Below are 15,063 nucleotides of genomic sequence, written 5' to 3'. Positions count from 1 at the left end.
CTTGAAGTTATTAAGAATCATATCTTCGGTTAAACCGGAAAAGGGCGGCCCCATCAACGCGGCCCGGGAAATTGACACAGTGCTCGTCCAGGACGGGCATCACGTTGATGTACTCACGCTGGACGGGGCGTTCGCTGTCGATTATCCCGGCACCGTGCATTTCATGGGACCTAGCCGATTCGGCTACGGGTTGAACGGCAATATCCGTCAATGGCTTGAGCAGCATGCCCGGGACTATGATTTTTTCATCATCAACGGGCTGTGGCAGTACCACGGTTTTGTGGCTCGCCAGGTGTTGAACAGGCTCGGTCGGCCTTACATCGTGTATACCCATGGCATGCTGGATCCCTGGTTCAAGCACGAGTATCCGCTCAAGCATTTGAAGAAATGGTTGTACTGGCCGTGGGGCGAATACCGCGTGTTGAGGGATGCGCGGCGCGTGGTGTTTACCAGTGAAGAAGAACAGATCCGTGCGCGCGAGTCGTTTTGGCTATATCGCGCCAATGAAACGATTACGGCCTATGGCACTGCGAGTCCGCCGGCCGACGCTGAACGCCTGGCGCAAGGTTTCATCAATGACCATCCGGCGCTTGCGGGCAAGCGGGTGGTGCTGTTCCTGAGCCGTATCCACAAGAAAAAAGGCTGTGACCACCTGCTGCACGCTTTTGCCCAGGTTGCCGAGCAAGACGAGAGACTGCATTTGGTCATGGCTGGCCCCGATCAAGGCGGTTGGGTGCAGGCGCTACAGGCGCAGGCGGCGCAGTTGGGCATCGCTCATCGCATAACATGGCCCGGCATGTTGCAAGGGGCTGCGAAGTGGGGGGCGTTCTACGCTTGCGAAGTTTTTTGCCTGCCGTCGCATCAGGAAAACTTTGGTGTGGTCGTGGCTGAGGCGCTGGCCTGCGGCAAACCTGTGTTGATCAGCAACAAAGTGAATATCTGGCGTGAAATCGAAAAAGACGCCGTAGGGTTTGTAAACGAAGACACGGCGGCGGGAACGCTGCAAAACCTACAGCGCTGGTTGCAGCTGGATGCGACCGGCTACGCGCAGATGTCCACACGGGCCAAGGTGTGTTTTGCCGAGCGTTTTCATATTCGGCGTGGCGCGCAACGTCTGTTGGAAATCGTGCGGGAGTGTTTGCCGTGATTTTGCAAGGCAATGATCCGCATCGGTCGCCGTCCTTCTCATTTGGCCATCGGGTGCGCCGCCAGCTCTGGAACGTGGTGTACGTGGCGCTGTTTCGCACCAGCCCACGCCCGTTTCATGCCTGGCGGGCCTTCCTGCTCAGGTTGTTCGGTGCGCGGCTTGGCAAAGGCGTGCACGTTTACCCACGGGCGAAGGTCTGGGCACCTTGGAACCTGGAGCTGGGCGATCATGTCGGCATTGCCGACGGCACCACGCTTTACAACATGGCGATGATTCGCATCGGGCGTTTCAGCGTGATTTCCCAGGGGGCGCATTTGTGCGGTGGTTCCCACGATTACAACAGCAAGAATTTCCAGCTGTTTGCCAAGCCCATCGTACTGGGTGAGCACGTGTGGGTGTGCGCGGAAGCCTTTGTCACCCTGGGTGTCACCATTGCTGACGGCGTGGTGGTGGGCGCGCGCGCCTTGGTGATCAAGAGCATCGCACAGCCGTGGACCGTACACGCCGGGCACCCGGCCCGGCAAATCAGCCAGCGCACCCAGCACGTGCAGGAGTTGACGCCATGAACCGCGCAACCATCACCGTCATCATCCTCACCTACAACGAAAGCCTGCACATCGCCCGGGCCATCGAGTCGGTGCGTGCCTTCAGCGATGAGGTGCTGGTGGTGGATTCGTTCTCCACCGATGACACCTGCGACATCGCCCGCCGCCACGGCGCGTTGGTGGTGCAGCATGCGTTCGTCAACCAGGCCAAGCAGTTCCAGTGGGCGCTGGACCACCTGCCGATCACAGGCAACTGGACGCTGCGCCTGGACGCCGATGAGGTCATCGAGGCTGACCTTGCCGCCGAGATCAACGCGCGGTTGCCGGCGTTGGCGAGCGATATCACCGGCATCAATTTCAAGCGCAAGCATATTTTCATGGGCCGTTGGGTGCGGCATGGCGGGCGTTACCCGTTGAAGATGCTGCGGCTGTGGCGCACCGGCCTGGGGCGCATGGAGGACCGATGGATGGATGAGCACATCTCGGTGGCCGAGGGACGCACCATCACCCTGGAGGGTGGGTTTGCCGACCACAACCTGCATGACTTGACCTTCTTCACCCACAAGCACAACGGCTATGCCACCCGCGAAGCGATCGAGGTGCTCAATGCCCGGCTGGGGCTGTTCGCGATCCGCGATGAACTGCACACCGGGCAGAGTTCGTTCCAGGCCAGGGCCAAGCGCCTGGTCAAGAACCGGCTGTACAACCGCGTGCCGTTCACCTTGAGTTCCATGGCCTATTTCGTGTGGCGCTATGTGTTCCAACTGGGGTTTCTCGATGGCCGCAGCGGCCTCGTCTACCACTTGCTCCAGGGTTATTGGTACCGGTTTCTGGTCGGCGCCAAAGTGCTGGAACTGGAAACCGCGATTGCTCATTTAAACGATAAGGACGCCATTGTCCGGGAACTTTCAAAGTTGACCGGACATAACTTGAACCTGCCCACAACGAAGTAACTGACCGTTTTTAACAAACACCCAAGTTTGGGTGACGGCCTTCGCTCGCCTATCAATCGGGAGACAGACATGAACAAAGTCGCGCTTATTACCGGGATCACCGGTCAGGATGGCTCGTACCTGGCGGAACTGCTGCTGGAAAAAGGCTACACGGTGCACGGCCTCAAGCGACGTTCGTCGTCGTTCAATACCCAGCGCATCGATCACATTTACCAGGACCCACAGGCCCTGCATAAGAACCTGATCCTGCACTACGGCGACCTGGCGGATTCGTCCAACCTGACGCGCATCATCCAGCAGATCCAGCCCGATGAAATCTACAACCTCGGTGCCCAATCCCACGTGGCGGTGAGCTTTGATTCACCGGAATACACCGCCGACGTCGATGCCCTGGGCACCTTGCGCATCCTCGAGGCGATCCGTTTGCTGGGCCTGGAAAAGAAAACCCGTTTCTACCAGGCCTCGACCTCCGAGTTGTACGGGCTGGTGCAGGAGACCCCGCAAAAGGAGACCACGCCGTTCTACCCGCGCTCGCCCTATGCCGTGGCCAAGTTGTATGCCTACTGGATTACCGTGAACTTTCGCGAGGCCTATGGGCTGTATGCGTGCAACGGGATCCTGTTCAACCACGAGTCGCCGCGTCGCGGTGAAACCTTCGTGACGCGCAAGATCACCCGCGCCTTGAGCAACATCGCCCTGGGCCTGGAGCCGTGCCTGTACATGGGCAACATGGATGCCCTGCGTGATTGGGGGCATGCCAAAGACTACGTGCGCATGCAGTGGATGATGCTGCAGCAGGACAGCCCCGAGGATTTTGTGATCGCCACGGGCGTGCAGTATTCGGTGCGTGACTTTATTCGCTGGTCGGCGGCGGAGCTGGGCCTGACCTTGCGTTTTGTCGGTCGGGGCGTGGAGGAGGTGGCGGTGGTCGAGCGGGTCGACGGCGACCTGGCACCGGGCATCCTGGTGGGGGATGTAATTGTGCGGGTGGACCCGCGCTACTTCCGCCCGGCGGAGGTGGAGACGCTGCTGGGTGATCCGTCCAAAGCCAAGCACAAACTGGGCTGGACGCCTGAAATCAGTGCGCAGGACATGTGTGCGGAGATGGTCCGCGAAGACCTGAAGATTGCCCAGCGCCACGCCCTGTTGCGCCTGCACGGGCATGACGCACCGATCGCGGTGGAGAACTGAGCATGGCACGCGATCTTGACGCACGGATCTTCGTCGCCGGCCATCGTGGCATGGTGGGTTCGGCCATCGTGCGCCGCCTGTGGGCGCTGGGTTATAGCCAGATCCTCACGGCCGGCCGCGCTGAGCTGGACCTGCTCGATCCGGCGGCGGTCCAGGCCTACTTTGCCGAGCAGCGCGTGGACCAGGTGTACCTGGCGGCCGCGAAGGTGGGGGGTATCCATGCCAACGCGACGTACCCGGCGGACTTCATCTACCAGAACCTGATGATCCAGGCCAATGTGATTCACGCCGCCCACAGCCATGGCGTGCAGCGACTGTTGTTCCTCGGCTCGTCGTGCATCTACCCGGTGCATGCGCCGCAACCGATGATCGAGGCGGTGTTGCTCGATGGCGCGCTGGAACCGACCAACGAGCCTTACGCCGTGGCCAAGATCGCCGGGATCAAGCTGTGCGAGAGCTACAACCGCCAGCACGGGCGTGATTACCGCAGTGTGATGCCGACCAACCTGTACGGGCCGGGCGACAACTATCACCCGCAAAACAGCCATGTGATCGCGGCCTTGCTGCGGCGCTTCCATGAGGCGACCCAGCGCGGCGACGAAGAGGTGGTGATCTGGGGCAGTGGCCGGCCGCGGCGCGAGTTCTTGCATGTGGATGACATGGCCGCCGCCAGCGTGCATGTGATGGAACTCGATGTCGCGCGCTACCGCGAACAGACCCTGCCGATGCGTTCGCACCTGAACGTCGGCACCGGGGTGGATTGCACCATCGCCGAGCTGGCCCAGGCCCTGGTGCGGGTGACGGGTTTCCAGGGGCGCTTACGCTTCGACGCCAGCAAACCCGACGGCGCCCCGCGCAAATTACTCGATGTGAGCCGCATCAATGCCTTGGGCTGGGAAGCCTATGTGCCGCTGGAGGAGGGCTTGCGCGACGCTTACAACGCCTATCTCGCGGCCCTCGAACAGCCTCGGGGTCAGTGATGAAAATCCTTTTGTACGGCATCAATTACAGCCCGGAACTCACCGGTATCGGCAAGTACAGCGGTGAGCAGGCACGCTGGCTGGCCGGGCAGGGGCATGAGGTGCGCGTGGTGACGGCGCCGCCCTATTACCCGCAGTGGCAGGTGGGCGAGGGCTATTCGCCGTGGCGTTTTCGCACCGAACAGGACGCTGGCGTGACGGTGATCCGTTGCCCGCTGTATGTGCCGCGCCAGCCCGGCGCGTTGACGCGCCTGCTGCACCTGGCGAGCTTTGCCGCCAGCTCGCTGCTGGCGGTGCTGGGGCAACTGCGCTGGAAGCCGGACCTGGTGATGCTGGTGGTGCCGACCCTGTTTTGTGCGCCCCAGGCGTTGTTGCTGGCCAAGCTCAGTGGGGCGCGGTCGGTGCTGCATATCCAGGATTACGAAGTGGACGCGATGTTCGGCCTGGGCCTGGGTGGCGGTTCCGTGTCGCGGCGCCTGGCACTTGGCATCGAGCGCTGGTTGCTGCGGCGTTTTGATCGGGTGTCGACGATTTCCAGCGGCATGCTCGACAAGGCGCGTGCCAAGGGAGTAAACAGCCGACGCCTGGTGTTCTTCCCCAATTGGTCGGAAACCGCGCGGTTTGGCCAAGTGCGTCATAACCATGTGTTGCTTGTGCGCCTCGGTGTGCCACCGGGAGCCAGAGTGTTGCTGTACGCCGGCAACATCGGCGAGAAGCAAGGGCTGGAACTGATCCTCGACGCCGCCCAGGCCCATGCCCAGCGTGCGGATCTGGTCTTCCTGATCGTCGGCCAGGGCACCGGCAAGGCGCGCCTGCTTGAACGGGTACAGCGCGATGGCCTGCCCAACGTGCTGTTCGCGCCGCTGCAGGCCTACGAGGATCTGCCGGCGCTGCTGGCGTCGGTCGACGCGCACCTGGTGATCCAGAAACGCGGCGTGGCCGATTCAGTGCTGCCGTCCAAGCTCACCAACATCCTGGCGGTGGGCGGCAATGCAATTATCACCGCCGACCCCGATACCACTCTTGGTCGCCTGTGCGAGGAACACCCGGGCATTGCGGTGTTGATCGAGCCGGAGTCGGTGGCGGCGCTGAACGCGGGCATCGAGCGCGTGCTGGCATTGCCTGCGCGCAATGAGGTGGCGTTGAACTACGCCAAGGAGTTCCTCGACAAGGAACGCATTCTGCAACGCTTCATGGCACAGGTTTGATGGGTATGTGGCTTGATTTGCCGACCTTCCAGACGGTCGTGGCGTCGACGCCCCTGGTGGCGATCGACCTGGTGATAAAAAACCGCCGTGGCGAGGTGTTGCTTGGCCTGCGCGTCAATCGACCCGCCCATGGCTTCTGGTTCGTGCCCGGTGGGCGTATCCAGAAAAACGAAAGCCTGGACACGGCATTCCGGCGCATCACCCTCGACGAGCTGGGGCGCACCTTCGACCGCGCCAGCGCACGGCTGCTGGGGGTGTTCGAGCACTTTTACGCTGACAGTGTCTTCGCCGATGCCGGGACCGGCCCGGACACCCACTACGTGGTGCTCGGCTATTGCCTGGAGCTGGATGACAACCCCGCCCTGCAGCCGCCCGCCGAACAACACCAGCAGTTCCGTTGGTGGCCGCAGGATGAGCTGCGCTTCAGCCCACGGGTGCATGCCCACACCCGTGCCTACTTCTGACTCTCTGTCCCAAGGATGCCCTCATGTTAATACCCGTGATCATGGCTGGCGGTTCGGGGTCGCGCCTGTGGCCGCTGTCGCGGCAACTGAACCCCAAGCAGTTCCTGCGCCTGACCGATGCGCACCTGTCGATGCTGCAGCAGACCATTACCCGGCTCGCCGGCGCCAACGTGGCATTGCCGCAACTGATTTGCAACGAACAGCACCGTTTTCTGGTGGCCGAACAATTGCGTCAGTTGGGCATGGAGCAGGCGAGCATCCTGCTCGAGCCGGTGGGGCGCAACACGGCGCCGGCCATCGCGCTGGCGGCGTGCAAGGCGGTTGCCGAGTCCGACGACCCGATCCTGCTGGTGTTGGCGGCGGACCATTTGATCGAAGACATCCCTGCGTTCCATGCCAGCCTTGAAGTGGCGCTGCCACAGGCCAGGGACGGCAAGCTGGTGACGTTTGGCATCACGCCCACCAGTGCCCACACCGGCTACGGCTACATCGAGCAGGGCGCCGCAATGGGCGAGGGCGGTTACCGGGTCAAACGCTTTGTCGAGAAACCCGACGCCGCCACGGCGGCGCAGTACGTGGCCAGCGGTGATTACTTTTGGAACAGCGGCATGTTCATGTTCCGCGCCAGCCGCTACCTGCAGGAGCTCGAACGCTTCCAGCCGGCCATTCTCGAGGCCTGCCGCGTGGCGCTGGAGGGCGGCAGCCAGGACTTGCCGTTTACCCGCGTGCATGCCGAAACCTTTGCCGCGTGCCCGGACGACTCCATCGACTACGCGGTGATGGAGAAAACCAATGACGCGGTGATGGTGCCGTTGCAGGCCGGCTGGAGCGATATCGGCTCATGGTCGGCGCTGTGGGAGGCCAGCGCAAAAGACGCGAGCGGCAATGTGTTGCGCGGTGATGGGGTGCTGCTGGAGACCCGCGACACCTATGTGCACGCCGACAGCCGTTTGGTCGCCACCGTGGGGGTGCAGGACCTGATCATCGTCGAAACCAAGGACGCCGTACTGGTGGCCCACAAGGATCAGGTGCAGCAGGTCAAGGGCATCGTCGACCGGCTGAAGGCCGCCGGCCGGCATGAGCACCTCAACCACCGTGAGGTGTACCGGCCGTGGGGCATGTATGACTCGGTGGACAACGGCCCGCGCTATCAGGTCAAGCGCATCACCGTAAAACCGGGAGCCAAGTTGTCGGTGCAGATGCATCACCACCGCGCCGAGCACTGGATCGTGGTCAGTGGCACGGCCCGGGTCACCAATGGCGAGCAGACTTACCTGGTCTCGGAAAACCAGTCGACTTATATCCCCATCGGTCAGGTGCATGCCCTGGAAAACCCAGGCGTCATTCCCCTGGAGTTGATCGAGGTGCAGTCCGGCTCTTATTTGGGTGAAGACGATATCGTGCGGTTTGAAGATAAATACGGCAGGGCCTGAAGTGTTCGACAATTAATAACGTTTTATATAACGACAGTGGCGAGCAAGGCATTGAGGGCCGGGCGCTTGGCCGGGAAAACGTTATTTTCAACTAACCCGGCTAAACATTAGCTGTCTGGTAGGCGGTTTAGTTGAATGGCACTATCGGCCTGGCCACTCATTGACGATAAGGAGTCTGTTATGAAGAAAGCACTGGCTGTCATTGTACTCAGTGTCTTGAGTACGTCCGTGTTGGCTGCCGAGTTGCCGTTGGGGCTTAGCACCCCCGTGGTAGGAACGGTGACCGTGGCGCAAACCGTGCTGCTCACCAGCGCCCTTGTTGCCGGCGTCGCCGCTGCCTCCAACAGCGGCGGCAGTTCCAACGGCGGCACCACCACGGGGACTACTGGCACGACCGGCACCACAGGTACCGGCAACTAGTTGTAACCCTTCTGTTTTTCGACCGCTTGGATTCCCCGCCCAAGTGGTCTTTTTTTCTTGTCGTTTATCGCGAGTGTCCTAGCACTATGATGCGTATTTTTTCCGTTGCGGCCGTGGCCGCGGCATTGTTGCAAGGCTGCATGTTTGCCCCTGGCCAATATATGGACACGGCGGCGTTGACCCAGGATGGCGGGTCGGAAAACAGTCGGGTGGATTTAATCCCGATCACTCCGAAGTTGCTCGCCATGGACGCAGCCACTCAAGTGCCTTATTCCATCCCGGCGCAACTATTGAGTTATAAGCCTGGACCGTATTTGATCGGCGCCAATGACGCGCTGTATATCACTGTGTGGGATCACCCGGAACTCACCGCACCTTCCGGCCCGCAACAGCAGATCGACGCCAACGGTCGTTTGGTCAGTCCCGAAGGCAATCTGTTCTACCCCTATGTGGGCGAACTGGTGGCCAAGGGGCGCACCATTGAAGCACTGCGCAGTGAGATCACCGACAAGTTGCGCCAATACATCGACAACCCGCAGGTAGACGTCAGCGTGCTGCGGTTTGCCAGCCAGCGCGTGGTGGTCACCGGCGCGGTCGCCAAGGCGGGGCCGCTGCCGATCACCACGATTCCGATGACGGTCATGGAGGCCGTTTCTACTTCGGGGATCGACCCGCTCAATGCCGACCTGTCGAACCTGACGCTTACCCGTGGCGGCAAGCGCTATACCCTGGATCTGGACACGCTCAACCTTGCGCAGTCGCGCTTGAACGACGTGTACCTCAAGGACGGCGACCAGCTGTACCTGGCCTACAACGACCGCAAGCGCATCTACGTGATGGGTGAGGTGATGCAACCGCGCGCGTTGAGCTTCAAGACCCGCAGCATGAACCTTTCGGACGTGCTCGGCTCGGTGGGCGGGGTCAACCAGAACACCTCCAACGCTGACGCCATCTACGTGATTCGCGGCGCGCAGCACATCGATGTGGAACCGGCCAAGGTGTTCCAGCTGGAAGCGGCTTCCCCTTCTGCCATGGCCCTGGCCACGCGCTTTAACGTGCAGCCCCAGGATGTGGTGTTTGTCGGCCCCGCCCATATCACGCGCTGGAACCGCTTTATCAGCCAGTTGATCCCTTCCGCCACGATCGTCGGGATCGGCGCGTCCACTCAGAACAACCTGAGTGAAGCCAGCGACCGATAAGGTGGAACCTGCGTGAACACTCTGAAAATCATGACGTGCATGGGGGCGGCGTGGCTGCTGGCTGGCTGTAATCCGCTGATGAAGGCCTCTCTGGATACCTTCAAGGCGGCCGTGGCCGGGCCCGCGCCCCTGGCGCTGAGCCAGGCCCAGTTGGATGCGGTGCCCTTTCCTCAGATCAAGGTCGCCACGATGTCCAGCGAAGGCACAATGGCGCTGATTCGCCAGCGCGGCGACCTGCAATTCTGGGTCGCCTCCGGCAAGCAGGTCGTGCTGCTGCGCAACGGCCTGGTGGTGCGCACGGTCGGCCTGGGCGCCGACCTGGACGGTACGCGCTGGCAGGGGCAATCGCCGTTCCAGCAAGGGTTGCACCAGGTGCCGGATGGCTATCGCAGTACGCGCCAGCTCGACGTCGTGGAGGGTTACCGCATGGGCGTCACGCTCACCAGCCGACTGACCCGCAAAGGTATCGAGACCCTCCAGATCCTCGACAAACCCTACGCCTTGCTGCGGGTGGACGAAGACATCGAGGCGCCGCAGTTTCATGCGCGCAACCGTTATTGGGTCGACCCCAGCGACGGTTTTATCGTGCAGAGCGAACAGCACCTCACGCCCAGCCTGACCCTGACCATTACTCAGCTGCAACCCAGCCGTAAGGACGCCCGATGACCCGTCCAACACTCGCGGCGCTGGTCTTGTTGTGGAGCTGCGCCGGTGTGGGCCAGGCCGCCATGACGGTCAGCGGCCAGGTGCGTAACCCTGGCCCTGTCGCGCTGCCAGCCGAGGCGCGCTTGCTGGATCTGATCATCGCCTCGCAACCGGATGCCCAAGGCTATTGGCTGGCCGCTGCCTGGCTGCGTCAGCCTTTGCGCGAACCCCAGGCACGGCTCAAGGCCGGCGTGTTGTTTGATTTGCAGACCCTGCAGCAGGCCGCGTTGGCCGACGGGCGCGAAGAACGAGCCCGTGTGGCCGCGCGGCTCTATCAACAGGTGCAGGCATTGCCGGTGACCGGTCGCCAGGTGGCGATGCTCGACCCGGTGGCGGTGGAGGTGGGCTTTGCGCCGAACCTGCCGGTCAGCGAAGGCGACCGCCTGGTGTACCCGCCGAGGCCTGACAGCGTGCGGGTGCTGGGGGCGGTTGCCGCCCCGTGTACCTTGGCGTTTCAGGCGCTGCGCCAGGCCCGCGACTACCTCGGCGCATGCCCGTCATCGAACGCGGCGGACAGCGATTACCTGTGGCTGATCCAGCCCGACGGGCATGTCACGCGCCTGGGTATTGCGCCATGGAACCGCGAACAGGGCGCGCCTCCCGCGCCCGGCAGCACGCTGCTGGTGCCGATTCGCAGCGACGACCTGGTGACGCCCACCCCTGAATTGAATCAGCAATTGGCCGAGTTTCTCGCCACCCAACCCTTGGCCGAGGTCACGCCTTGAAATTTTGTATCGCGGCCGTGCTGCTGGTGCCCTGTGGCGTCGCGCATGGCGACCCCCGTTACACCCAGAGCGATTTCGGCGGCGTGGGGCTGCTGCAAACCCCTACCGCACGCATGGCACCCGTCGGCGAGCTCAGCATCAATGCCAACCGCACCGAGCCTTACAGCCGCTACAGTTTTTCGGCACAGCCGCTGGACTGGCTGGAAGGCACCTTTCGCTACACCGCCATCACCAACCGCCCTTATGGCGCCGAGTCGTTCAGCGGCGGCCAGAGCTACAAGGACAAGGCGGTCGACGCCAAGGTGCGCCTGTATCAGGAAAGCCACTGGCTACCGGAGGTGGCACTGGGCTTCATGGACCTGGGCGGCACCGGGTTGTTCTCCAGCGAGTACTTGGTGGTCAACAAGCGTTATGGCGATGTGGATTTCAGCGCCGGCATCGCCTGGGGCTACCTGGGCAGCCGTGGTGATTTCGGTAACCCCTTGGGCATGCTGGATGATCGGTACAACAGACGCCCCGTCGCTGAAGGTTCCGGCAGCTTTTCCAACGGCTACTTTCGCGGCCGGCCGGCGTTGTTCGGCGGTATCGCCTACCAGACGCCCTGGGCGCCCTTGAGCCTCAAGCTTGAGGTTGAAGGCAACGACTACAAGAACGAACCTCGTGACAACTCATTTCGCCAGGACTCGCCGGTCAACCTGGGCCTGGTCTACAAGGTGGCCGACGCCATCGACGTAAGTGCTGCCTGGGAACGTGGCAACACCGCCATGTTCGGCATCACCCTGCACACCAATTTCGTCAGCCGCAAGGCACCGCTGAAAACCTACGACCCACCGGCGCCCCCACTGCCTGCCAAGACACCGTCCACGCCGCCCGACCAGGTGGACTGGGCAGCGGTCTCCCAGCGCCTGCACGACAATGCTGGCTACAACGTGCAACGCATCACCCAGCGCGGACCCGAGCTGCTGGTGTATGGCGAACAACAGCGCTACTTCTACAGCGCCAAGGCGGTAGGGCGCGCCAGTCGTATCCTGGATAACAGCGTGAATGAGCAGATCGATTGGTTCACGCTGGTGAGCGAGCGCTACGCCATGCCGATGGAGGAAACCAGCGTGCCGCGCGGGACCTTCCGTGAGGTGGTCAACAACCGCGAAGACCTGCAAAACCTGCACCGCCAGGTCGAGGTCAATCGCGCCAGCGAGCGCACCCAGACGGTGCTCTATACCCAGCCGCCCAAGCCCTTGAGCTATGGCTTGGGCCTTGGTTACAAGCAGAACGTCGGCGGGCCGGATGGTTTGCTCTACCAGGTTTCCGCCGACCTCGACGCTGAATACCGCTTTACCCGCAACACCTGGTGGAGCGGTTTGCTGAGCGTCAACCTGCTCAACAACTACGATGGTTTTACCTATGACGCCCCCACCGGATTGCCACGGGTACGTACCGACTTGCGCAAGTACATGACCAGCGCCGACGTGACCTTGCCGACGTTCCAGCTCAACCATGCACGGCGCCTGGACCAGGATCTGTACGGCATGGTCTACGGCGGTTTGCTCGAGTCGATGTATGCCGGTGTCGGCAGCGAAGTGCTGTACCGGCCGATGGGCCGGGGTTGGGCGCTGGGCGCTGACCTGAACTACGTGCGCCCGCGCGGCTTCGAGCAGGACTTCAGCCTGCGCGATTACCGCACGGTAACCGGGCATATCACCGGCTATACCGACCTGCCGTTCAACCTGCAGGGCGCCTTGAGCGTCGGCCGCTACCTGGCCAGGGACTGGGGCGCGACGCTGGACCTGTCGCGCGAATTCAACAATGGCGTGCGTATTGGCGGGTGGATCACCCGTACCAATGTGTCCAAGCAAGCGTTTGGCGAGGGCAGCTTCGACAAAGGCCTCTACCTGTCCATTCCCTTCGATGAGCTGATGAGCCTGTCGACCATGCGCCGCGCCAACCTGGTATGGGCCCCGCTGACCCGCGATGGCGGCGCGCGGTTGAATCGTGCCTATTCACTGCATTCGATGACGGATGGACGGGACAGTGAACTGTTCTACAAGAACATCGACAAGATCACTGAGTAGGGCCTGGGCACAACCGAAATCCCGCTGCAGCAGCAGGCTCCCTGTGGGAGCTCCCGGGCTTTAGCGAGGCTGCGATAGCGGTGGGTCAGGCGATGAAGATGTTGAATGTACCGCCGCCTTCGCAGCCTCGCCGGGGCTCGACAGCTCCCACAGTTGGTCTCTGTCGATGCCGAGATTGCGTTCGCAGGTACAACTGAAATCCTGCCGACAAAGCCGATCCCCTGTGGGAGCTCCCGAGCTTTAGCGAGGCTGCGATAGCGGTGGGTCAGGCGATGAAGAGGTTGAATGTACCGCCGCCTTCGCAGCCTCGCCGGGGCTCGACAGCTCCCACAGTTGGTCTCGGTCGTTGCCGAGATTGCGTTCGCAGGTACAACTGAAATCCCTCTGGCGAAGCTGATCCCCAGAGCGGGGACCCATCGAGCTTCTGTTGTCAGTAGATATCCTTGGACAGCAGGGTAAACGGCGTCTTCACCAGGATCTTGATATCCAGCCACAGCGACCAGGTGTTGATGTAGTGCAGGTCGATATCGACGCGTTTTTGCATCTTCTCCAGTGTCTCGGTCTCGCCCCGGCAACCATTGATCTGCGCCAGGCCGGTGATACCAGGCTTGATGCGATGGCGCGCCATGTAGGCGTGAATCTTGCCGGAGTAATAGTCGTTGTGCGCAATGGCATGGGGGCGTGGGCCGACGAGGGCCATGTGGCCCTGCAGCACGTTGAACAGCTGCGGCAACTCATCGATGGAGGTGCGGCGGATAAACCGGCCGATCGGGGTGATGCGTGTGTCGTTGCGGCTGGCCTGGCGCACCTCGTGGTCGTCATGCATGCGCATCGAGCGAAACTTCCACACTTTGATCACCTGGCCATTCCAGCCATGCCGTTCCTGTTTGAAAATCACCGGGCCGGGGGAGGTGAGCTTGATCAGCAGGGCGAACACCAACAACAACGGGCTCAGCAGCACAATTGCCAGCAACGCCAGGCTCTTGTCCAGCAACGACTTGCTCAGCGCGGCGGTGGGGCGGCTGGTCAGCGGGCTTTCATTGAGGAAGATCGCCGGCAGCCCATCCACTTCCGCCACGCAGTGGTTGAGCAGCAGCATGTTGTTGAGGTCCGGCACCCAGATCACGTCCACGCTGATTTCCAGCAGATTGAGGTACAGCGCCTCGATGTGGGTGGCATCCTGCAGCGAGTGGGTGATGTAGAGCCGGCGAATGCCGTGCTGCCGGATTAAGTGCGGCAACTGCGGCAGGTCGCCCAGTATCGGGGTTTGCGCGTCCTGGGCGGCATCCTCATGGCTGCCCACCAACCCCACTAAAGGAGAGCGCTTCTGGCGGGACAAGGTTCTGGCCAGGTCGACGGCGAGCTTGCCGGTGCCCACGATCAATGACTTGTGCCGTTGATGAAGTTGGCGATGGTAATACCGGGACAGGCTGTGCAAAGGGATGTAACACAGTGCTAACAGCGGGTAACTGACCGCTGCCCACAACAGTAGGATTTCCAGAGGAAACAGCGAATTGGCGTTACAGGCCAGGCCCACCATAAATAGTATGCCCACGGTAAGCAGCCACCCCATGAACAACCGCCCGAGGCCCACGCTGTAATCATCTTTCTTGCTATAAACATCACATAGGCTATAGGCCGGTAGCGAGGCTAATATAGTAAACGCGGCCAGGATTCGATAGGTGTATTCCAACTGACCGGTCTTCAAAAATACCAACAGAAACAACAGCGTAACGACCAAGCCCGACGCGAGCATCCATTGCCCCCAGAATGTCAGCCCCTTGGGGCTCAGGTTGCGATGCATTCTAGTATTATTCAGCATAGTTCTGCTCCCGGTGGTGACCACGTGCTGAGTGGCAGGGTTTGATCACGCGGTGCAATACCGCATTAAAATGACAGGCACGCGCAATCGCGTACCCATGGATAGTAATGAACGGTCAGGAGCATTGGCTGACGACTTATAACAAGGTCAGCAGTGTCTTATTATTAGAGGGGGTGTTATAAAACGGCAGTTGGAAAAG

At 61.6% G+C, this 15,063-nt stretch carries 14 protein-coding genes; 13 read left to right on the top strand and 1 reads right to left on the bottom strand.

The window, feature by feature from the left end:
• The first annotated feature begins 1 nt into the window (after position 1).
• The 13 genes from BLL36_RS16975 (at position 2) to BLL36_RS16915 (ending at position 13,042) form a co-directional block, all read left to right on the top strand.
• Positions 2 to 1,147, top strand: coding sequence for a glycosyltransferase (locus BLL36_RS16975; protein WP_076952536.1), 1,146 nt, complete (start codon positions 2 to 4; stop codon positions 1,145 to 1,147).
• Entirely contained in the window at positions 1,144 to 1,713 is a 570-nt protein-coding gene (locus BLL36_RS16970) for an LbetaH domain-containing protein (protein ID WP_076952588.1), read from the top strand. Before BLL36_RS16975 ends, BLL36_RS16970 begins: the two co-directional genes overlap by 4 nt.
• On the top strand, positions 1,710 to 2,645 hold the full coding sequence (locus BLL36_RS16965) for a glycosyltransferase family 2 protein (RefSeq protein ID WP_076952535.1): 936 nt from the start codon (positions 1,710 to 1,712) through the stop codon (positions 2,643 to 2,645). Before BLL36_RS16970 ends, BLL36_RS16965 begins: the two co-directional genes overlap by 4 nt.
• 69 nt (positions 2,646 to 2,714) lie before the next feature.
• Positions 2,715 to 3,836, top strand: a complete 1,122-nt coding sequence (gene gmd, locus BLL36_RS16960) for a GDP-mannose 4,6-dehydratase (protein WP_076952534.1) — start codon at positions 2,715 to 2,717, stop codon at positions 3,834 to 3,836.
• Between the two features lie 2 nt (positions 3,837 to 3,838).
• Positions 3,839 to 4,816, top strand: coding sequence for a GDP-L-fucose synthase (gene fcl / locus BLL36_RS16955; RefSeq protein WP_076952533.1), 978 nt, complete (start codon positions 3,839 to 3,841; stop codon positions 4,814 to 4,816).
• Positions 4,816 to 6,024 carry a glycosyltransferase WbuB gene (locus BLL36_RS16950; protein WP_076952532.1) on the top strand — a complete coding sequence of 403 codons (1,209 nt, stop codon included), beginning with the start codon at positions 4,816 to 4,818 and terminating at the stop codon, positions 6,022 to 6,024. The genes fcl and BLL36_RS16950 overlap by 1 nt, the downstream gene beginning before the upstream one ends.
• Positions 6,025 to 6,029: 5 nt before the next feature.
• Positions 6,030 to 6,488, top strand: coding sequence for a GDP-mannose mannosyl hydrolase (locus BLL36_RS16945; protein WP_076952587.1), 459 nt, complete (start codon positions 6,030 to 6,032; stop codon positions 6,486 to 6,488).
• A 23-nt stretch (positions 6,489 to 6,511) separates the two neighbouring features.
• The gene (locus BLL36_RS16940; protein ID WP_076952531.1) at positions 6,512 to 7,921 is read left to right on the top strand and encodes a mannose-1-phosphate guanylyltransferase/mannose-6-phosphate isomerase; all 1,410 of its coding nucleotides are present in this window, start codon (positions 6,512 to 6,514) and stop codon (positions 7,919 to 7,921) included.
• Positions 7,922 to 8,101: 180 nt separating this feature from the next.
• A complete protein-coding gene (locus tag BLL36_RS16935; RefSeq protein WP_076952530.1) occupies positions 8,102 to 8,341 on the top strand; it encodes a hypothetical protein in 240 nt (79 codons plus the stop codon).
• Between the two features lie 86 nt (positions 8,342 to 8,427).
• Positions 8,428 to 9,540 carry a polysaccharide biosynthesis/export family protein gene (locus BLL36_RS16930; RefSeq protein ID WP_076952529.1) on the top strand — a complete coding sequence of 371 codons (1,113 nt, stop codon included), beginning with the start codon at positions 8,428 to 8,430 and terminating at the stop codon, positions 9,538 to 9,540.
• A 12-nt stretch (positions 9,541 to 9,552) separates the two neighbouring features.
• The gene (locus tag BLL36_RS16925; protein ID WP_282957723.1) at positions 9,553 to 10,206 is read left to right on the top strand and encodes a YjbF family lipoprotein; all 654 of its coding nucleotides are present in this window, start codon (positions 9,553 to 9,555) and stop codon (positions 10,204 to 10,206) included.
• Positions 10,203 to 10,970, top strand: a complete 768-nt coding sequence (locus BLL36_RS16920; RefSeq protein ID WP_076952527.1) for a capsule biosynthesis GfcC family protein — start codon at positions 10,203 to 10,205, stop codon at positions 10,968 to 10,970. The genes BLL36_RS16925 and BLL36_RS16920 overlap by 4 nt, the downstream gene beginning before the upstream one ends.
• Positions 10,967 to 13,042 carry a YjbH domain-containing protein gene (locus BLL36_RS16915; RefSeq protein WP_076952526.1) on the top strand — a complete coding sequence of 692 codons (2,076 nt, stop codon included), beginning with the start codon at positions 10,967 to 10,969 and terminating at the stop codon, positions 13,040 to 13,042. The genes BLL36_RS16920 and BLL36_RS16915 overlap by 4 nt, the downstream gene beginning before the upstream one ends.
• Before the next feature lie 430 nt (positions 13,043 to 13,472).
• Here BLL36_RS16915 and BLL36_RS16910 read toward each other — a convergent pair whose 3' ends face one another.
• Entirely contained in the window at positions 13,473 to 14,864 is a 1,392-nt protein-coding gene (locus BLL36_RS16910; RefSeq protein WP_076952525.1) for an undecaprenyl-phosphate glucose phosphotransferase, read from the bottom strand.
• Between the last annotated feature and the right edge of the window lie 199 nt (positions 14,865 to 15,063).

This window comes from Pseudomonas cedrina subsp. cedrina (assembly GCF_001983175.1).
Classification (GTDB): Bacteria; Pseudomonadota; Gammaproteobacteria; order Pseudomonadales; family Pseudomonadaceae; genus Aquipseudomonas; species Aquipseudomonas cedrina.
This window is presented reverse-complemented; position numbering and strand designations above follow the sequence as displayed.